Below are 17748 nucleotides of genomic sequence, written 5' to 3' on the forward strand. Positions count from 1 at the left end.
TCAGGGGCTCGTGGACCCGCTGTCGCCGGTGGGGCGTACGGTCAGCACCATGCGCGATGTCTCCAGTCCCTTGTCCGTGGTCGATGCTGGACTGGTCGAGTACACGGACGCGTGGGCCCGGCAGCGTGAGCTGGTCGCCGGGCGGCTCGAGGGCACCGCACCCGACACCGTGCTGCTGCTGGAGCATCCCGCCGTCTACACCGCCGGCAAGCGCACGAAGCCCGAGGACCGGCCGACCGACGGCACCCCGGTCGTCGATGTCGACCGGGGCGGCCGCATCACCTGGCACGGACCGGGCCAGCTGGTCGGGTACCCCATCCTGCGGCTCCTCGAGCCGGTCGACCTGGTCGGCTACGTCCGCGAACTCGAACAGATCCTCATCACCGCCTGCGCCGACCTCGGTCTGGCCACCCGGCGCATCACGGGCCGCAGCGGGGTGTGGGTCCCCGGCGACGAGCGTCGACCGGACCGCAAGGTGGCGGCGATCGGCGTCCGGGTCGCCCGCGGCGTCACCATGCACGGTTTCGCGCTGAACTGCGATCCCGACCTGACCGCGTTCGACCGCATCGTTCCCTGCGGGCTGACCGACGCCGGTGTCACCTCGCTGTCGCTCGAGCTCGGTCGCACCGTGAGCGTGCAGGATGCCCGGCCGATCGTCATGCGCCGGCTCCAAGAGGGCCTGAACGGGCACATTCCCGTCGTTCCGGACGACATCGCCCCACAATCGGAGCGGGTCACCGCCACGGTTCCGGGCGTGTCCTGGCACATGGAGGGTGCGCTGCAGCGCTGACGCACCGGGCCGGCGCCGGACGTCGGCATTCCGGTGTGGCCGGTCGCTTGATCGGATCTGCGGCGGGGCACACAGGGAGGGGCTTGCACGGGGACGGCGGTGAGCAGCACCGACTGACAAGATGGAACAATCGACCATCTGCCCCCTGCTGCGGCCGCGGCCGATCCGCATCGGATCCGGTCGCGCCAGCAGGACAAGTGCGTAGTACGGACGTCGGGTCTGGCCCCGACCGGCGGCCGGCCGGACAGCCGTCCCGGCCGGAGGCACCACGGAGATCACGAGGAGCAACGCATGAGCACAGCGTCGAACGCGCGGTCCACGGCTGCGGATCTGGCCGACAAGGCTTCGGGCCTGGCCGACAAGGTGGTCGACAAGGTCGCCGATCTGGGGGCGGACGCAGCCAGCAAGGCCGCCGCGCTGGCCAACGACGCCGCCCACAACGTCTCCCAGGCGGCCGCGCCGTACGTGGCCAAGGCCGGTGAGACCTTCGACGAGCAGGCCCAGGTGCTGCGGCGCCGCGCTCGCCGGGCAGCGCGCAAGGCCGCCAAGCAGGCCCGCGCCCAGGCGTCGACGGCCGCCGACTCCGGTCAGAAGTCGCTGCACAAGGCCGCCGGACAGGCGGAGAAGTCGCTGCACAAGGTTGCCGGACAGGCGGAGCAGAAGGCCACCGACACCGCGCACCACCTGCGGGAGCTGGCCCAGGTGGGCGCTGCGCAGGCCGCGGCGGCCCTGACCGGCCGAGCCGCGAAGGCCGCACGCAAGGCCAGTAAGGCCTCCGACCAGGCTGCCGCGCGGGCCGCGAAGGCCAGCCGGAAGGCCACCCGTCGGGCCGAGGGTGGTTCGCCCATCAAGAAGATCGTGATCGTCGCCATCGTCGGCGCCATCGGCGCCGTGTTGTTCAAGAAGCTGCGCGCCGACCAGACCGCCACGGCCAACCAGCAGCCCTCGCCGACCTCCTTCCGCGCCCCCGACGCCGTCAACAAGGCGGCGGACACCGCAGCGGAGAAGGCCGACAGCCTGAAGGACAAGGCGGCCGACCTCAAGGACAAGGCCACCGAAGCGGTCAAGGACGGCGCCGACAAGGTCGCCGAGGTCGCGGAGAAGGCGACCGATGCCGTGAAGGACGGCGCGGCTGCGGTGGCGGACAAGGCCGAGGATCTGAAGGACAAGATCGCGGACAAGGCCGACGACGCCGCCGACAAGGCCAAGGACGTGGCCGACAAGGCGAGTGACAAGGCCGCTGACGCCGCCGATGCGGCCAAGGACGGTGCGGACAAGGCCGCCGACAAGGCCAAGCATTCCGCCGACAAGGCGGGCGACTCGGCCAAGTCGGCCGGTGGCTCGCTCTCGTCGGCCGCCGACGACGCGCTGGCGGCCGTGAAGAAGAACATCGCCAAGGACTGAGCGGGGATTGAACGTCGTATGACACTGGCGCCGGAAGGCCGCAAGCTCCTCCGACTGGAGGTCCGCAATGCGGCTACACCGATCGAGAAGAAGCCCGAGTGGATCAAGACCCGGATGAAGACCGGGCCGGAGTACCAGAACCTGCAGGCTCTGGTGAAACGGGAAGGTCTGCACACGGTCTGCCAGGAGGCGGGCTGTCCCAACATCTACGAGTGCTGGGAAGACCGCGAGGCCACCTTCCTCATCGGCGGCGACCAGTGCACCCGGCGGTGCGACTTCTGCCTCATCGACACCGGCAAGCCCGGCGAGCTCGACCGTGACGAGCCTCGCCGGGTCGCGGAGTCCATTCAGACCATGGACCTGCGGTACGCGACGATCACCGGCGTCACCCGGGACGACCTGCCCGACCAGGGCGCCTGGCTGTACGCCGAGACCGTCAAGCAGGTGCACGCGCTGGCCCCGAACACCGGCGTGGAGATCCTGACGCCCGATTTCTCGGGTATCCCGGAGCTGTTGCGGCAGGTGTTCGACGCCCGCCCGGAGGTGTTCGCCCACAACCTGGAGACCGTGCCGCGGATCTTCCGGCGGATCCGGCCGGCGTTCACCTACGAGAAGTCGTTGGACGTCATCCGCCAGGGTCGGGACGCCGGGATGGTCACGAAGTCGAATCTGATCCTGGGTATGGGCGAGACCCGCGAGGAGATCACGCAGGCCCTGCAGGACATGGTCGACGCCGGCTGCGACCTGGTGACGATCACGCAGTACCTGCGGCCCACTCCGCGCCATCATCCGGTGGAACGGTGGGTCAAGCCCCAGGAGTTCATCGAACTGCGGGCCGAAGCCGAGGAAATGGGCTTCGCCGGCGTCATGTCCGGTCCGCTGGTGCGTTCGTCGTACAAGGCGGGGACGCTCTACCAGCAGGGCGCTCAGGCCCGCGATCGGCGACAGGCCGCGGCTACCGCCGCGGTCGACTGACCGCTCCACACGCTGTCGTCCGAAGGGACCCGGCCACATCGGCCGGGTCCCTTCGTCGTCCCCGTCGGTTCCTCTGCGCCGGCGCCGGGTGAGCCGTCGACCCGACGGCGCCGACCGGTGTCCGTCGCCCGGAGCGGCCGGCGGGCCCCTCACCCGTTTCCGGCACTATCCTGAGCACATGGCCAAGAAGGACACGGGTTCGTCAGCACCGGACAAGCAGGCGAAGAAGGCCCTCAAGGCCGAGAAGAAGGCGCAGAGCAAGGAGCGTCGCAGCCAGCTGTGGCAGGCGTTCCAGATGCAGCGCAAGCAGGACTCCAAGCTGCTGCCGCTGATGATCGGCGCGGTGGTCCTCACGGCCCTGGTGTTCGTGGGGATCGGCCTGCTGCTGAACCTGTGGTGGTGGTTCATGCTGATTCTCGGTCTGCTGCTCGGTGCGATGCTCGCCATGATCATCTTCTCCCGGCGGGTGCAGGCGAACGTCTACAAGCAGGCCGAGGGACAGCCGGGAGCCGCGGCCTGGTCGCTGCAGAACAACCTGCGCGGCAAGTGGCGGGTGACCCCGACCATCGCCGCCACCTCCCATCTCGACGCCGTCCACCGCGTGGTCGGTCGTCCGGGGATCATCCTGGTCGCCGAGGGAGTGCCGCACCGGGTCAAGCCGCTGCTGGCCCAGGAGAAGAAGCGCTACGCCCGGATCGTCGGGGAGACCCCGATCTACGACATCGTGGTCGGCAATGAGGAGGGCCAGGTCCCGCTGGCCAAGCTGAACACGTACCTGATGAAGCTGCCCCGGAACATCGCCGCCAACTCGGTCTCCGAATTGGATAACCGGCTGCTCGCGCTGACCGCCCGCACCAGCCAGGGTGGACTGCCCAAGGGCCCGATGCCGGCGGGCGCCAAGATGCGCAACGTCCAGCGGACCATGCAGCGTCGCGCGCGCTGATCCAGTTCTCACCGGGAGGGGCCCGGGCCGCAGGGCGGCTCGGGCCCTCTCGCGTCCCCGGCCGGCGTCAGCGGGTGTGTACGACGACCGTTCGGCACCAGCGGTCGTGCAGGCCCCGGATGTCGGGGTCGACGACGAGCACCGGCACGATGACGAAGATCAATGCCGTCCGTGGGATGGCCCACCACCCGACCAGCGAACGGCCGTCGACCGGCGCCACCCGGATGCCCAGTACCGCCTGGCCCGGCGTGAAGCCGAACAACCCCACGGCGAGCACCGTCATCCCTGCCCAGACGAGCAGGCTGAGGTTCTGCGGGGCCGCGGGCGCCGTGAAGAACCACGCCACCAGCGCCGACAGGACGATGTCGAGCAGCCAGGCCAGCGTCCGTGTGCCCATGGAGGCGACGGAACCGGGCCCGTCCTGCGGCAGTCCCAGCCGCTCGCCGGCGTACGGCGCGGGTGACCCGGAGGACGGGGAACGGGTGGGTCCGGGAGGGGCGGCCATGACGCCAGGGTAATTGCGGCCGCCCGACCACCGGCCGTGACGACGACGACCGTTTCGCCCCTCCGGTCGAGGTCCTTCTAGGCGGCGCAACGCGATGGACACCGCACGCAGGCCCGGTTAACAAGCCGGACACATGCGGGACCTGCGATGGCAACACGCTCTGCTTAGCGTTGCCGAGCGCATGAAGGTGCATCCCGGTGTCCGGGCCGAGTTCCTGCCCTGACAGGATGCAACCGACCTGCGTCCTCCCGTTTCGCCCGACCCGGCGGCGTTCGCGCCGCCACAGTGCCGGGCGACGGTGGTCCCACCCGACGACAAGGAGCGTGCGTGTTCCAAACTCCCGAAGAGCTGGTCGCCTACCTCGGCGAGAACGATGTCGAGGTCTTCGACATCCGCTTCTGCGACCTGCTGGGCTCGATGAACCACCTCACGGTCCCGGCGAAGACGGTCACCGTCGAGTCGCTGGCCAACGGCATGGCGTTCGACGGTTCGTCGATCAAGGGCTTCCAGTCCATCCACGAGTCCGACATGACGCTGCTGCCCGACGTCACCACCGCGCGGCTGGACCCGTTCCGCAAGCGCAAGACGGTGACCTGCAACTTCTTCGTGCACGATCCGCTGACGCTGCAGCCGTACTCGCGTGACCCCCGCAACGTCGCCCGCAAGGCCGAGGAGTACCTGGCCAGCACCGGCATCGCCGACACCTGTTACTTCGGGGCCGAGGCCGAGTTCTACATCTTCGACAACGTGCAGTTCGGTACCTCGATGAACGGCGCGTTCTACAAGATCGACTCCGAAGAGGGCTGGTGGAACACCGGCCGCGAGGAGGAGGGCGGCAACCTGGGCTACAAGGTCCGGGTCAAGGGCGGGTACTTCCCCGTCCCGCCGTACGACCACCAGGCCGATCTCCGCGAGGACATCACCGCGAACCTGATCGACATGGGCTTCGACGTCGAGCGTGGCCACCACGAGGTGGGCACGGCCGGTCAGGCCGAGATCAATTACAAGTTCAACACCCTGCTGGCCTCGGCCGACGAGGTGGAGCTGTTCAAGTACATCGTCAAGAACACCGCGTGGCAGGCCGGCAAGTCCGCGACCTTCATGCCCAAGCCGGTCTTCGGCGACAACGGCTCCGGCATGCACGCCCACCAGTCCCTGTGGCTGGGCGGCAAGCCGCTGTTCTATGACGAGACCGGGTACGGCGGCCTGTCCGACACCGCCCGGTACTACATCGGCGGCATCCTGCATCACGCCCCGTCGCTGCTGGCCTTCACCAACCCGACGGTGAACTCCTACCACCGTCTGGTCCCGGGCTACGAGGCCCCGGTCAACCTGGTCTACTCGGCCCGGAACCGGTCCGCCTGCATCCGTATCCCGCTGACCGGCACGAACGCCAAGGCCAAGCGCCTGGAGTTCCGCTGCCCCGACCCGTCGGCGAACCCGTACCTGGCCTTCGCGGCGATGATGATGGCCGGCCTGGACGGCATCAAGAACAAGATCGAGCCGCCGGCACCGGTCGACAAGGACCTGTACGAGCTGCCGCCGGACGAGGCCGCCAACATCCCGCAGGTCCCGTCGTCGCTGGCTGCGGTCATCGACCGGCTGGAGCAGGATCACGACTACCTGCTCGAGGGTGGCGTCTTCACCCCCGACCTCATCGAGATGTGGATCAAGCTGAAGCGCGAGGAGATCGACGCGATCCGCCTGCGTCCGCACCCCTACGAGTTCGACATGTACTACGACATCTGATCCTCCCGATGTCCGACCGCGGCCCGGTCACCCCACGCGGGGTGGCCGGGCCGTCGGCGTTCCCACTCCCACGTCGAGTGCTGGCCGGGGACCGGTGATCGGGCCGGCGCCGGAGTCCGGCACCATGACGACCATGTCAGCCCTGTCAGCGGACCGCTCGCCCGCGCCAGTCGTCGTCCTCGGTTCGCTCAACATGGATCTGATCGGCCGGACCGTCCGCTTCCCGGAAGCGGGCCAGACGGTGCTGGGATCGACCTTCAGCACCGCCCCGGGCGGTAAGGGTGGGAACCAGGCGGTGGCTGCGGCCCGCGCCGGAGCGACCGTACGTCTGGTCGCCGCACTGGGGGACGACGCTTTCGCGGTCGAGCTACGCACCCACCTGCAGGCCGCGGGGGTGCGGACCGAACTGGTGCGCACCGTCCCCGGTGCCAGTGGCGTCGCCATGATCACGGTGGATGACACCGCGGAGAACACCATCGTCGTTCTCCCGGGTGCGAACGGGCGTCTCGATGCCCTCGACACCGCGACCACCGCCGCGATCGGACGTGCAGGCGTCCTGCTCGCTCAACTGGAGGTGCCCCCGGCGACCGTTCTGGCGGCAGCGCGGACCGCCCGTGAGGCCGGCGTACCGGTCATCCTCAACCCCTCCCCCGCCATCGACGTACCGGCCGAGCTGTGGCCGTTGGTCTCGGTCGTCGTCGTGAACGAGACCGAAGCAGCCGTCTACGGCAACCATCTCGACGCCGTCGATCACCTCATCACCACCCTCGGCGCCCGCGGCTGCACCGTGCGCGGACCGGGTGGCGAGGTGCACGCCGTGGAGGCGTTCGCCGTCGAGCCGGTGGACACCACCGGGGCCGGGGACGCCTTCGCCGGCACCCTGGCCGCGGCCTGGGCGGCCGGAGTGGAGCCGGCCCAGGCGGTCCGCCGGGCGTGCGCGGCCGGCGCGTTGGCCACGACCGTCCCGGGCGCCGGAACCTCGGCGCCGACATCCAGCGAAGTGGACGCCCTGCTGGCCCACAGCTGACCGATCGACGGGTAGTTCGTAGCGTCTGGTCGCCCGGCCCATGCCTGTCTCTCAGTCGTTCCTCGCGCAGCGCTCCTAGCCTCCGGCGCGGGACGACGGGCGAACCGCGTCCTGACACGGACGACGGAGCGAATCGATGCACATGAGTCTGGCGTTGTGGTTCGCCGCGGCGGCCCTGGCGTTGCTGTTCGCGGCCACCGGGGTCATGAAGCTGTTCGAGTCCCGCGAGATGCTGGTGGCCGACGGCCAGCGGTGGGCGGCCAGCGCCTCCCCGACGTTCATCCGGGCTCTGGGGGCGGCCGAGATCCTGGGTGCGTTCGGCCTGGTGCTGCCCGGCATCGTCGGTGTCCTCCCCCAGGTGACCGCGGTCGCGGCGGCCGGCCTGGGCGTGATCATGGCGGGGGCGGCTGTCGTGCACATCCGGCGCGGCGAGCAGCGGGCCGCTGCGTTCGCCGTCGTCCTGCTCGCCGTCACCGTCTGGATCGCGTGGGACCGGGCCGGCGCCGTGCCGTTCTGACCCGGTCTCGCAGCCGCTTCAGGCGTAGGGGTCGGTGATCTCGCGGAGGGCGAGCAGTGATCGGTGCAGATCGGCCCAGGCCCGAGGACCGAGATGGGCGACCCATTCCTGGTGGACCCGCTGCAGTTCGGCTTCGGCGACTGCCCACGCGTCGGCGCCGGCGGGGCTGATGCAGACCAGCCGGGCGCGGGCGTCGGTCGGGTCGGGTCGTCGTTCGACGTACCCGGCGGCCTGGAGCTGGTCGACCAGGGCCGATGCGGTTTGTTTGGTGACCTGCGCCTGTTCGGCGAGTTCGGTCAGCCTCGTCCCCTGCGGGCCGATCCGCTGGAAGATTCGGGCCTGCGCGAGAGTGATCTGGAACCCGGCCGCGAGAACGGCAGCCAGCACTCGGTTCTCGACGTGCCGGTAGGCGATGAAGAGCAGTGTCGGCACGTTCGGCGCCGAGGGTGGGAGGTCGTCGGACCCGGTCACCCGTCCCCCTTGACGATGGTCAGATATTCGAACTACTTTGGTTCGTAGATCGTACTACCTCCGGGTCGTGCTCGGCCTGTCGTCGAGGAGACGCCTCATGGACACCACCGACATCTGGTCGACCATCGCTGTGGAGCGGACTCGGCTGGCCCATCTGCTGGCCGGACTGACGGAACCGGAATGGGACACCCCGTCACTGTGCGACGGGTGGCGGATCCGCCACGTCGCCGCTCACGTGATCATGCCCGCGACGACGTCACGGCCGGCAATGGTGCTCGAGATGGTCCGCGCCAGAGGCAATTTCAACCGCATGGTGGACACCACTGCGCGCCGGGGCGGCGACCGGCCCACGGCGGACATCCTGGCCGACTTCCAGACCCACGCGGGGTCCCGCCGCCGACCACCCGGCACGACCCCCCTGGACCCGCTCATGGACACGCTGGTGCACAGCCAGGACATCGCCATCCCGCTCGGACGTGATCATCCGATGCCCGTGACGGCCGGCGTGGCCGTGGCCCGCCACATCCACGGGCGGGGGTTCCCCTTCCACGCCGCCCGCCGCTTCGCCGGCATGACGTTCGTGGCCACCGACGCCCAGCTCGAACTGGGCTCCGGCCGTGAGGTTCGCGGCCCGGTCGCCGCCATCGTCCTGACGCTGACCGGCCGCACTGCGCTGCTCGACCGCTTCACCGGTCCGGGGGTCGACCACCCCGCCCTCAACCCCTGAGCACGGACATCTGCTGGGATCGCCGGATGGACGGCTATCAACTGTTGTTGTCCAGCACCGTGCCCGGACGTCCCGGGGTCGGGCTGGAACTGTTCCGTGCCGACGGGACCCGCCTGGCCGAGGTGTTCCGCGACGACGCCACCGGCGGGCGGACGTTCCGCACCTTCACGGCGGTGATCCTGCCGCTCACCGTGGCCACGTGGTTCCTGCAGCAGGCCGAGCAACGCCTCCGTCGGTGACGACGTCCGGGCCCTGTCGGATCCGGGGAGCCGGTTCCGGGGTCACGCCGAGAGCGGCGGCCACCCGTCGAGACGAACGGCCAGTCCAGTCGGGTCGTCGGCGATGGGTCGCAGCTGATCGAGCGCGTGCGGCACCGTCATCCGAAGCGCCGGTGACTTGACCAGCAGCCCGTTGATCACCGGGGCCAGCGCACCCGCGCGCGGGGCCGGCGGTACCGGGTCGTTGAGGACCGAACGGAACGTCTCCTGGGCCGTGTCGGACGCGAACGGCGGATGGCCCTCGACCGCGGCGAACAAGGTCCCCCCCAGGCTCCACGCATCCGTGGGCGGTCCCGGCTCGACGCCGGCGGCCAACTCGGGGGCCAGGTAGGCGGGCGAGCCGCGCACCTGACGGCCGACTGCGTGACCGGGTTCCGCCGCCCTGCGCGACTCCTCGGCGAAGGCGGCGGAGGTCGAGCGCATCCGTCGGGCGATGCCGAAATCGGTGAGCTTGACCCGCCCGTCGCCGGCGACGAGGACGTTGGCCGGTTTGACGTCACGGTGGACGACGCCGACCTCGTGCACCGCGAGCAGGGCCGACGCCACCGCGACCCCGATGGTCGCCACCGCACCGACCGGCAGACCGCCCCGGTCACGCACCACGTCGGCCAGGGAGCTGCCCTCGACGTACTCCATCACCAGCACCGGCCCGGTCGTCGTACTCGGCAGGATGTCGTAGATGGTGACGACGTAGGGACTGGACAGCAGAGCCAGCGCCCGCGCCCCCCGCAGGGTCAGTTCACGCAGCTCGCGTTCGCGCGCCGCTGGCAGGTCCCGCGACAGCAGGATCTGCTTCAGTGCCACCCGACGGCGCAGCACCTCGTCCTGGGCGATCCAGATTGTGCCACCCGGCCCGTGGAACAACAGCCGCTCGAGTCGGTACCGGTCGGCCACCAGCCGCCCCCGCCGGTCGACGCCCAGCCGGTCACCCCAGACCGGGGGTGGGGCGATCGGCGACTCCATCCTCCGATTGTGGACCGGCGGGGCCCCTCGCGGTGCGGACGCGAGGCGGGTTCAGCCCGACGCGCTCGACGGGGGCGGCGGCGGGAGCGGAGCAAAGACACAGCTCGGAGACAGTTTGACGACTGCATCGTCGGACACCATTGTCGGTAACCCCGGGGGGAGTTGGAGGCGGCTCCCCCTCATGAAGGTGCTCTCACGGACCGCTATCTGCGGTCGACGCACGGTCAGACGCACCACCTTCTTCCTCATCGTCGCGTGGTGTTTGACTTCCCTCGCTGCGTCTCCGGCCACCGCCGACCCGGTGGCCACGACCCTGGGACCGGACGCGGGCGTCGGACCCGCTGAACCCGACGCGGACTGCAGCCGGGCGGCCGACCTGGCCGAGGCCGGGGCCCGCTACGCGGCTTCGCGCGACGTGACCCAGTCCGTGGCCGTCGTCGACCGTCGCAGCGGCACCCTCATCGCGGCGATCGGGGCCGACCGCGGCTACAACACCGAGTCCCTGCTCAAGACCTTCACGGCGACCTACTACCTCACGACGGAGGCTGACGCGAGTGTGTCCCCGCTCGCGCTCCGCGAGCTGATCAGTCGGTCCGACGATGCGGTGCAGACCGATCTGTGGACCGCGAGCATCGTCCCCACCATCGCCGGCCGCTACGGGCTGACGAACACGACGACGTCCTCGTACCCGACGTCCCGCAACTGGGGTTCGGACCGCACCACGGCGGCCGACCAGGCCCACTTCCTCGCCGCCGTGCTGGACGAGCCGGCGGTCGGGCCGTCCCTGTCGACCTGGATGCGGGCGGTGACGCCCGTGGCAGCGGATGGTTTCGACCAGCATTTCGGGCTCGCGGCGCAGAGTGGTGACCGCGGCGCCAAACAGGGGTGGAGCGATCCCGGGTGGGAGCCCGCCAACCTGCACTCGGTGGGGTGGGTCGGCCATTCGGCCATCGCGATCCTGCAGACGTCCTGGACCGCCGACTACGCCACGATGCGCAGCACCTCCACGATGACCGCGTCCCTGCTGGCCGCCGACGCCCGCTGCGACAGTCCACTGCGACAGACCAGCCAGCTCCGCGCCGTCTGATCGCGTTGCTGTTGTGATCGCCGAACCCGTCGTCCATGCTGTTGTCGGCTGGGCATGCACCTGACAGGGGGATGGTGGTGATGCGCCGACCGATGGCCGTCGTTGCTGCGGCGGCAGCCACCACGATGCTGGTGGCTTGCGGGTCGCCCGGGACGGGCTGGTTGGCCGCGGACACCACCTTCGTGAGGCCGTCCGGCACGGTCGCCCCGCCCCCGACCACCGTGGACTCGACCGACCCCCTGCTGCGCACCCTGGTCGGGACCGAGTGGGAGGTCGTGACGCTGGACGGAACGTCGGTGGCCGACCGCCTCGGCCCGGTGAGCCTGCGCTTCTTCGGCGACGGCACCTACGGCTTCCAGGGTGGTTGCCCTGGTGGGGGCTACCAGATCACTGGCCGGCACATCGACTTCGATCCTGCGACCGGCGGCCCCGGCCCGGCATGGGTCGAGGATCCCCCCGAGCTGACGGTCCTGATGCAAGGCCGCGTGTGCAGCATCGTCGACCACGGCATGAACGTGTCCGCGTTCTCCAAGGAGGAGATCCACGCCGCCACCGTGTTCCCGAACGCCTTCGCCCTGCTGCTCCGACCGGTGGCCACGCCGAGCCCCTGACCGGCCTGCGATCATCGGCTGGCCGTGGCACTGTGCCGGAATGACCATCCAGGTGCGACCGGCCACGGTCTTCGCGGACGTGGCGACGATGGTGGGACCGAAACGTCCGGACGCGAACGTCTGCTGGTGCCTGAGTTATCGGATTCCGTCCAAGGAGAACCAGCAGCTGGCCGGACCGGCCCGCGGTGAACGCGTCCGGGCGCTGCTGGCGCAGGGACCGCCGGGCGTCCTGGCCTATGACGGCGACGAGGTGGTCGGCTGGGCGGCGGTGCATCCCCGGTCCGACACCACGTTCGCGACCAACCGCCGCATCCCGCACGTGGACGATCAGCCCGTGTGGAGCATCTGGTGCATTCGCGTGCGGCCCGGGCACCGCGGGCAGGGCCTGTCCCACCAACTGCTGGCCGGCGCCGTCGACTTCGCCCGCGAGCAGGGCGCCCCGGCCGTCGAGGGCTACCCGGTCGACAACCGTGGCGCCAAGGTCGATCTCACGATGGCCTACGTGGGTACGCGGGCCCTGTTCGAGGCGGCCGGTTTCTCGCACGCCGTGGACACCACGTCGGTGCTGAACGGGTTCCCCCGGGTGCTGATGCGGAAGAACCTGGCCTGACGGCGCTCACGAGGTGGGCGTCCTCCGGTGACGCCCACCTCTGGGCGGGTCAGCGGTGCCGGTAGGACTGTCCGGCCTGACCGAAGACCTGCATACGGTCAGCCACCATCTGCTGCATCGCGACCCGACCCTTCGAGCCGTAGAGCGCAGGGTCGCACCCGATGCCGTCGGCGTCCAGGTACGCCCTGACCTCTGCGGTCCAGGCCATGTGGGAGTCCATTCCCTGGTTGATCTTGCGGATCCCGAGCTGAGTCGAACGGGCCTTCTCGCTCTCCGGGACACCCCACGACTCGGGCAGCTTGCCCCCGAAGGCGTTGATCCGCTCGCGCAGGTCGGCCGGCAGCGACGAGGAGCCGTGCATGACCAGGTGAGTCTTCGGGATGCGTTGGGCGATCTCGCTGATCAGATCCATGCGCAGCACCGTCCCGTCCGGCGGGCTGGTGAACTTGTACGCCCCGTGCGACGTGCCGATGGCAACAGCGAGGGCGTCGACGCCGGTCTCGGCGACGAACCGCTCGGCCTCGTCGGGGTCGGCCAGCACGATCTCCTTGCTGCTGGCGCCGCCGTCCTCCGAACCACCGATGGTGCCGAGTTCACCCTCGACCGAGACCCCGTGCTGGTGGGCGTACTCCACCACCCGGCGGGTCACCGCGACGTTCTCCTCGAACGTCGCGGGGGTCGTGTGGTCCCGCATGCTGCCGTCGATCATCACACTGGTGAAACCGGCGTCGATGGCCCGCACACAGTCCTCGTAGCTCGCGCCGTGATCCAGGTGCAGCACCGTCGGCACCTCCGGGTACCGCGCCACGAGGGTGACCAGGGCCTCCCAGAACAGTTCGTCACGACCATGGACGGATGCCCCGGCGATGGTCTGCACGATGACGGGCGAGTCGGTTTCGGCGGCGGCGTCGAGCACGGCCTCCGCCTGCGCGAGGTCGGTCACGTTGAACGCGCCGACCCCGTAGTTGCCCTCCCGGGCAGCTTCCAGGGCGGCAGCGAGAGTGATCAGGGCCATGAGGGGTTCTCCGATTCGACGGACTCGACGGTGAGGAATTGCGTCTGACAACGGTGGACAGACTAGAACCGGCGGTAGTAGCTTGTCCATCGATGGACAGAATGAGTGGTCCACACCGACGTCAAGGAGGACGGCATCCGATGCGCGACGACCTGTTGCTCGGCGTTGATCTCGGTACGTCCACGATCAAGGCCAACGTGATCGACCGGCACGGTCGGTCGCTGGGCATCGGCGTCGCCCCGACCCCCTTCGCGACCCACTCGCACGGCGTGCAGATGAGTACGCAGGACCTCTTCACCGCCGTCGGCGCGGCCATCGCCGATCTGGGGGTGCTGGCCGGTCGCGTTGTCGGTGTCGGGGTCGCGAGCATGGGCGAGACGGGCACCATCATCCGTTCGGACGGACCGAGCGATCTCCCCCTCGTCGCCTGGCACGACGAGCGCGGCACCGAGATCGTCGACGAATTGATCGCCGAGTTCGGCGTCGAGGACATCCGCCGCCGCACCGGGCGTCAGCCGCGCAGTGTCACCAGTGTGGCCAAGCTGGGGTGGTTGCTGCGCAACGGATTCCGCACCGGCGGGACCTGGACCGGCGTCGCCGGTCTGACGGTGTGGAAGCTCACCGGCGCGCTCGGTCAGGAGCAGTCCCTGGCCGCGACCAGCGGCGCCTACGACCCCGTGACGGGCGAGTACGACCGCCAGATCCTGTCGTTCCTGGGTCTGGACTCGCTGGTGTGGGCACCGGCCCGCGTCGCCGGCACCACCTTCGGTCGGGTCAGCGCGGCCGGCCACGCCTGGAGCGGCATTCCCGAAGGCGTGCCGGTCACCATCGCCGGTCACGACCACGCCGTCGGCGTCATCGGGGCGGGCGGAGACCGTTCCGAGGTCATTGACTCGATGGGAACCGGGGAGCCGCTGGTCGTGTCCTTCGACGCGAGTCGATCCGACGGCCGGCATCCACAGTGGCCCGACCAGTTCGGCGACCTCACCGTGACCTCCTGGCCGGGCACCGCTGGCCACATGCTGCTGTGGGAGGTGCTCCGGCCCGGCCTGGCGATGCGGACACTCCAACGGGCACTGGGCATCTCGCGGGACGATGTGGAGTTCTCGGCGATTCGCGTCGACGCGGAACCGGCGGATCTGTCGGCCCTGCTGCAGATGCAGGACGGCATCGTGCCCGCCGAGTTGCTGGCCCGTCCGGCCGACGTAGCCTGGGCCGCGACCCTGGAGGGATTCGCGCACGCCACCGCGACGGCCGAGGTCCGTCTGCGCGAACTCTGCGGGGTGACCGGTTCCACGCTGCTCATCGGTGGCGGTCTGCGGAGCCGCCGGTGGGTGGAGGCCAAGATGCGGCGAGCCCGTCACCCGCTGGTCATGGCGTCCGAGCGGGAGGCGGTCTCCCGAGGCGCGGGTCTGCTGGCCGGCGTCGCCGCGGGCTGGTGGAGCGCCGAGCAGTACCCGCCGGCCGACGTCGTCCCCCTGTCCTCACCGACGGACCGACCCGCCGGCGCCGCCGTCGTCAGCGACGCCGGGGTGCTGCGGTGAACGTCGAACGCGGGCCGGGTCTGCGCCCGCCGGCTCGGCTGATCGACATCGCCCGGCACGCCGGCGTGTCGACCAAGACCGTGTCCCGCGTCCTCAACGAGGAGGCCTACGTCGCCCCGGCCATGCGGGAACGGGTGATGGCCGCGGTCACCGCCCTCGCCTACGTGGGCGATGCAGCGGCGACAGGTCTGCGGACCCGCCGCTCGGGCTTCATCGGCCTGATCATTCCCGACGTCCGCAACGGGTTCTTCGCCCTGCTGACCCGGGCCATCGAGGAACGTCTGTCCGACGCCTCCCCCACGCTGCTGCTCGGCGATTCCGACGAGGAGGCCGACCAGGAGGAGCGGTATCTGCGGATCTTCCGGCAGCAGCGGGTCGACGGCCTGATCGTGCTGCCCAGCGGCGCTCCCAGCCTGCCGGATGCCGTGTCGGAGATCCCGACCGTCATCGTCGACCGGACCGTTCCGTCCGTACGGCGGGCGGCCGACCACGTGCTCGCCGGCAACCGCCGGGCCGCCGAGCGTCTCGTCGAACACCTGGTCAAGCACCACGCCCTGCGCCAGGTCGCCCTGGTCGCCGGGAACACGTCGGTCTCGAACGTGCGCGACCGGCAGGCGGGATACCGGCGCGTCGTCAACGCCGCCGGCCTGCCGGCCTTCATCACGGCCGGACACGCCACCCCCGATGATGCGGCTGCCGGATCGATGGAGCTGTTCCGCACGATGACCCCACCGTTCGGCGTCTTCGCCACCAACAACCGGATGTTCTGGGGGGCAATGGCCGCCATCGCCCGGCTCGGCCTGCACGTCCCCCGCGACGTCCTGGTCACCACCATTGACTCCATCGGCGAAGCGAGCGTGACCGGCCTCAAGCCCACACAGGGGGTCATACCGGTCCAGACCGTCGCCGCGAAGGCGATGCGTCTGCTGTCCGAGCGCACCCAGGACCCGACACTCCCGCCTCGTGACGAGAACGTCGACCTGGACATCGAATTCGGCACGACCTGCGGCTGCATACCGATGACCGCCCCCCTGATGTTGGGCCCGATCGGAGCCGGGTCGCCCGAGCCTGAGAGCGCACCGGAAGGCACAGGCGAGCGTGTCTGGCCGCATGTGCCGGACGCGCTCTAGCAGACCTCCGTCCCCCACCCGACGGATACGGACCGGAGTCGTCCCGACCAGGGAGAGATCACCGCTCCTCGCACCATCCGCATTCCCCCGCGTACTCAAAGGAGAGAGAAATGACGCGAACCCATCGGCTCCGGACAGCGGCGACGGCCGCGGCCGGCATCCTGGCCGTCTCACTGGCGGCCTGCTCGAGCGGCGGCTCGACGGCCGCCTCGACCACGGCGACAGCCGCCGCGGCCAGTGGCACGTCGGCCGCCGCGTCGACGTCGGCCGGCGGCGGGACGTCCTCGGCCGCGGGTACCAGCTCGGCGGCGGGGGGTGGATCGGCCGGGGGCAAGAAGGTCGCGTTCGTCATCAAGCCGCTGGACAACACCTACTTCGGGGCGATGGCCGAAGGGGCTCAGAAGGCCGCCGACGAGGCGGGTGTCGAGCTCACAGTGGTCGCCGCGGAGAACGTGACCGACGACTCCGGGCAGGCGTCCAAGCTGAATGCCCTGGTCACCGCCGGGTACGGCTGTTATGTCGTCAACCCGACGAGCCAGACCAACCTCATCACCGGCCTGGTGCCGGTGTCGCAGGCCGGTACTCCGATCGTCAACCTCGACCTGCCGATCGACCTGGACGCGGCGAAGGCGGCCGGCGTGAACGTGACGACCTACGTCGGGACCAACAACGAGACCGCCGGCCAGGCCGGCGGCGAGGCCATGGTGAACCTCCTGCAGCCCAACGACCAGGTGGCTCTGATCGGCGGCCTGGTGGCCGACCCCGGCAACATCGCCCGGCTGGCCGGATTCACCAAGGCCGTCGACGGCAAGCTGAACGTGACCCAGACCGTGGCCGCGGACTTCGACAAGGCCAAGGCCAAGAGCGCGGCATCGACCATCCTCATCGCCAACCCTGACATCAAGGGCTTCTTCACCCCGTCCGGCGACATGGCCATGGGCATCCAGCAGGCGGTCGCCGAGGCCGGCAAGACCGGCCAGGTCGCCGTCGTCGGCATCGACGGCACCCAGGAGCAGCTGCAGGACATCGTGGCCGGCGGTCAGCCCGCGGCGATCGAGCAGTTCCCCTACCTCATGGGTGTTCAGTCCGTGCAGGCCTGTGTGGCCGCCATGGACGGGAAGCAGATTCCGGAGAAGGTCGAGACCCCGGTCCTGACCGTCACCAAGGACAACGCGCAGGCCGCGCTCGACGCCTTCCCGGCGCCGCCCGCCGGTTTCGAGGTTCCGAACCCGTTCAACTGAAACCTGTCTCGCGCATGACCGTGAGCCCGTCGTGCCTGCCGATCCGAGGCGGCCGGCACGACGGGCCCACCGCATCGCATCATCGAAGGAAGCGGGAGTCGTTCGTCTGATGGCCATCCACCCACCCCAGTCCCAGCTCAGTCCGCCCCCGTCGCGAACCA

Annotated in this window: 19 protein-coding genes; 15 read left to right on the forward strand and 4 right to left on the reverse strand. The window is 70.1% G+C overall.

Annotated elements, in window-relative coordinates; translation table 11 throughout:
* Window positions 1–28 precede the first annotated feature (28 nt).
* From lipB to FDO65_RS05795, 4 genes are all read left to right on the forward strand, one after another.
* Window positions 29–790, forward strand: a complete 762-nt coding sequence (lipB, locus tag FDO65_RS05780; RefSeq protein ID WP_205849800.1) for a lipoyl(octanoyl) transferase LipB — start codon at window positions 29–31, stop codon at window positions 788–790.
* 291 nt (window positions 791–1081) lie between these two features.
* Complete coding sequence (locus FDO65_RS05785; RefSeq protein WP_137448446.1) at window positions 1082–2194, forward strand: hypothetical protein; 1113 nt, start codon at window positions 1082–1084, stop codon at window positions 2192–2194.
* Between the two features lie 18 nt (window positions 2195–2212).
* Window positions 2213–3169 carry a lipoyl synthase gene (gene lipA / locus FDO65_RS05790; RefSeq protein ID WP_137448447.1) on the forward strand — a complete coding sequence of 319 codons (957 nt, stop codon included), beginning with the start codon at window positions 2213–2215 and terminating at the stop codon, window positions 3167–3169.
* A gap of 178 nt (window positions 3170–3347) precedes the next feature.
* Complete coding sequence (locus tag FDO65_RS05795; RefSeq protein WP_137448448.1) at window positions 3348–4112, forward strand: DUF4191 domain-containing protein; 765 nt, start codon at window positions 3348–3350, stop codon at window positions 4110–4112.
* A 67-nt stretch (window positions 4113–4179) separates the two neighbouring features.
* On the opposite strand, the gene FDO65_RS05800 is transcribed toward FDO65_RS05795, so the two are convergent.
* Window positions 4180–4617, reverse strand: a complete 438-nt coding sequence (locus tag FDO65_RS05800) for an RDD family protein (protein WP_137448449.1) — start codon at window positions 4615–4617, stop codon at window positions 4180–4182.
* 327 nt (window positions 4618–4944) lie between these two features.
* Here FDO65_RS05800 and glnA point away from each other — a divergent pair, with 327 nt between their 5' ends.
* The 3 genes from glnA to FDO65_RS05815 all read left to right on the forward strand — a co-directional run bounded on the left by glnA (window position 4945) and on the right by FDO65_RS05815 (window position 7910).
* Complete coding sequence (glnA, locus tag FDO65_RS05805) at window positions 4945–6366, forward strand: type I glutamate--ammonia ligase (RefSeq protein ID WP_137448450.1); 1422 nt, start codon at window positions 4945–4947, stop codon at window positions 6364–6366.
* Window positions 6367–6499: 133 nt separating this feature from the next.
* Complete coding sequence (locus tag FDO65_RS05810; protein ID WP_137448451.1) at window positions 6500–7393, forward strand: ribokinase; 894 nt, start codon at window positions 6500–6502, stop codon at window positions 7391–7393.
* A gap of 136 nt (window positions 7394–7529) precedes the next feature.
* Window positions 7530–7910, forward strand: coding sequence for a DoxX family protein (locus FDO65_RS05815; protein ID WP_205849802.1), 381 nt, complete (start codon window positions 7530–7532; stop codon window positions 7908–7910).
* Between the two features lie 18 nt (window positions 7911–7928).
* On the opposite strand, the gene FDO65_RS05820 is transcribed toward FDO65_RS05815, so the two are convergent.
* Window positions 7929–8381, reverse strand: a complete 453-nt coding sequence (locus FDO65_RS05820; protein ID WP_205849803.1) for a MarR family winged helix-turn-helix transcriptional regulator — start codon at window positions 8379–8381, stop codon at window positions 7929–7931.
* Between the two features lie 97 nt (window positions 8382–8478).
* Between FDO65_RS05820 and FDO65_RS05825 the strand changes: the two genes are divergently transcribed.
* The gene (locus FDO65_RS05825) at window positions 8479–9108 is read left to right on the forward strand and encodes a maleylpyruvate isomerase family mycothiol-dependent enzyme (RefSeq protein ID WP_137448452.1); all 630 of its coding nucleotides are present in this window, start codon (window positions 8479–8481) and stop codon (window positions 9106–9108) included.
* A 26-nt stretch (window positions 9109–9134) separates the two neighbouring features.
* Window positions 9135–9347 carry a hypothetical protein gene (locus tag FDO65_RS05830; RefSeq protein ID WP_137448453.1) on the forward strand — a complete coding sequence of 71 codons (213 nt, stop codon included), beginning with the start codon at window positions 9135–9137 and terminating at the stop codon, window positions 9345–9347.
* A gap of 42 nt (window positions 9348–9389) precedes the next feature.
* Here FDO65_RS05830 and FDO65_RS05835 read toward each other — a convergent pair whose 3' ends face one another.
* Window positions 9390–10349 (reverse strand): serine/threonine-protein kinase, encoded by a 960-nt coding sequence (locus FDO65_RS05835; RefSeq protein ID WP_137448454.1) that lies wholly within the window; start codon window positions 10347–10349, stop codon window positions 9390–9392.
* Between the two features lie 301 nt (window positions 10350–10650).
* Here FDO65_RS05835 and FDO65_RS05840 point away from each other — a divergent pair, with 301 nt between their 5' ends.
* The 3 genes from FDO65_RS05840 to FDO65_RS05850 all read left to right on the forward strand — a co-directional run bounded on the left by FDO65_RS05840 (window position 10651) and on the right by FDO65_RS05850 (window position 12657).
* Complete coding sequence (locus FDO65_RS05840; protein WP_137448455.1) at window positions 10651–11436, forward strand: hypothetical protein; 786 nt, start codon at window positions 10651–10653, stop codon at window positions 11434–11436.
* 92 nt (window positions 11437–11528) lie between these two features.
* Window positions 11529–12047, forward strand: coding sequence for an META domain-containing protein (locus tag FDO65_RS05845; protein WP_166442049.1), 519 nt, complete (start codon window positions 11529–11531; stop codon window positions 12045–12047).
* 40 nt (window positions 12048–12087) lie between these two features.
* Window positions 12088–12657 (forward strand): GNAT family N-acetyltransferase, encoded by a 570-nt coding sequence (locus FDO65_RS05850; protein ID WP_137448457.1) that lies wholly within the window; start codon window positions 12088–12090, stop codon window positions 12655–12657.
* 49 nt (window positions 12658–12706) lie between these two features.
* Here FDO65_RS05850 and FDO65_RS05855 read toward each other — a convergent pair whose 3' ends face one another.
* Window positions 12707–13672, reverse strand: a complete 966-nt coding sequence (locus FDO65_RS05855; protein ID WP_137448458.1) for a ketose-bisphosphate aldolase — start codon at window positions 13670–13672, stop codon at window positions 12707–12709.
* A 140-nt stretch (window positions 13673–13812) separates the two neighbouring features.
* Between FDO65_RS05855 and FDO65_RS05860 the strand changes: the two genes are divergently transcribed.
* The 3 genes from FDO65_RS05860 to FDO65_RS05870 all read left to right on the forward strand — a co-directional run bounded on the left by FDO65_RS05860 (window position 13813) and on the right by FDO65_RS05870 (window position 17587).
* Window positions 13813–15216 carry an FGGY family carbohydrate kinase gene (locus FDO65_RS05860; protein ID WP_166442050.1) on the forward strand — a complete coding sequence of 468 codons (1404 nt, stop codon included), beginning with the start codon at window positions 13813–13815 and terminating at the stop codon, window positions 15214–15216.
* Window positions 15213–16346 (forward strand): LacI family DNA-binding transcriptional regulator, encoded by a 1134-nt coding sequence (locus FDO65_RS05865; protein ID WP_137448460.1) that lies wholly within the window; start codon window positions 15213–15215, stop codon window positions 16344–16346. Before FDO65_RS05860 ends, FDO65_RS05865 begins: the two co-directional genes overlap by 4 nt.
* A gap of 110 nt (window positions 16347–16456) precedes the next feature.
* Complete coding sequence (locus tag FDO65_RS05870; protein WP_137448461.1) at window positions 16457–17587, forward strand: substrate-binding domain-containing protein; 1131 nt, start codon at window positions 16457–16459, stop codon at window positions 17585–17587.
* Window positions 17588–17748: the final 161 nt, after the last annotated feature.

It is taken from the genome of Nakamurella flava, from assembly GCF_005298075.1.
In the GTDB taxonomy this organism is placed as follows: Bacteria; Actinomycetota; Actinomycetes; order Mycobacteriales; family Nakamurellaceae; genus Nakamurella; species Nakamurella flava.

Bases quoted from the DNA above. Each gene is read 5' to 3' on its own strand.
- FDO65_RS05850 (WP_137448457.1), top strand. From the start codon at position 12,088: ATGACCATCCAGGTGCGACCGGCCACGGTCTTCGCGGACGTGGCGACG.
- FDO65_RS05800 (WP_137448449.1), bottom strand. From the start codon at position 4,617: ATGGCCGCCCCTCCCGGACCCACCCGTTCCCCGTCCTCCGGGTCACCC.
- FDO65_RS05810 (WP_137448451.1), top strand. From the start codon at position 6,500: ATGTCAGCCCTGTCAGCGGACCGCTCGCCCGCGCCAGTCGTCGTCCTC.
- FDO65_RS05785 (WP_137448446.1), top strand. From the start codon at position 1,082: ATGAGCACAGCGTCGAACGCGCGGTCCACGGCTGCGGATCTGGCCGAC.
- FDO65_RS05870 (WP_137448461.1), top strand. From the start codon at position 16,457: ATGACGCGAACCCATCGGCTCCGGACAGCGGCGACGGCCGCGGCCGGC.
- FDO65_RS05825 (WP_137448452.1), top strand. From the start codon at position 8,479: ATGGACACCACCGACATCTGGTCGACCATCGCTGTGGAGCGGACTCGG.
- FDO65_RS05815 (WP_205849802.1), top strand. From the start codon at position 7,530: ATGCACATGAGTCTGGCGTTGTGGTTCGCCGCGGCGGCCCTGGCGTTG.
- FDO65_RS05855 (WP_137448458.1), bottom strand. From the start codon at position 13,672: ATGGCCCTGATCACTCTCGCTGCCGCCCTGGAAGCTGCCCGGGAGGGC.
- FDO65_RS05835 (WP_137448454.1), bottom strand. From the start codon at position 10,349: ATGGAGTCGCCGATCGCCCCACCCCCGGTCTGGGGTGACCGGCTGGGC.
- FDO65_RS05830 (WP_137448453.1), top strand. From the start codon at position 9,135: ATGGACGGCTATCAACTGTTGTTGTCCAGCACCGTGCCCGGACGTCCC.
- lipA (WP_137448447.1), top strand. From the start codon at position 2,213: ATGACACTGGCGCCGGAAGGCCGCAAGCTCCTCCGACTGGAGGTCCGC.
- FDO65_RS05845 (WP_166442049.1), top strand. From the start codon at position 11,529: ATGGCCGTCGTTGCTGCGGCGGCAGCCACCACGATGCTGGTGGCTTGC.
- FDO65_RS05795 (WP_137448448.1), top strand. From the start codon at position 3,348: ATGGCCAAGAAGGACACGGGTTCGTCAGCACCGGACAAGCAGGCGAAG.
- FDO65_RS05860 (WP_166442050.1), top strand. From the start codon at position 13,813: ATGCGCGACGACCTGTTGCTCGGCGTTGATCTCGGTACGTCCACGATC.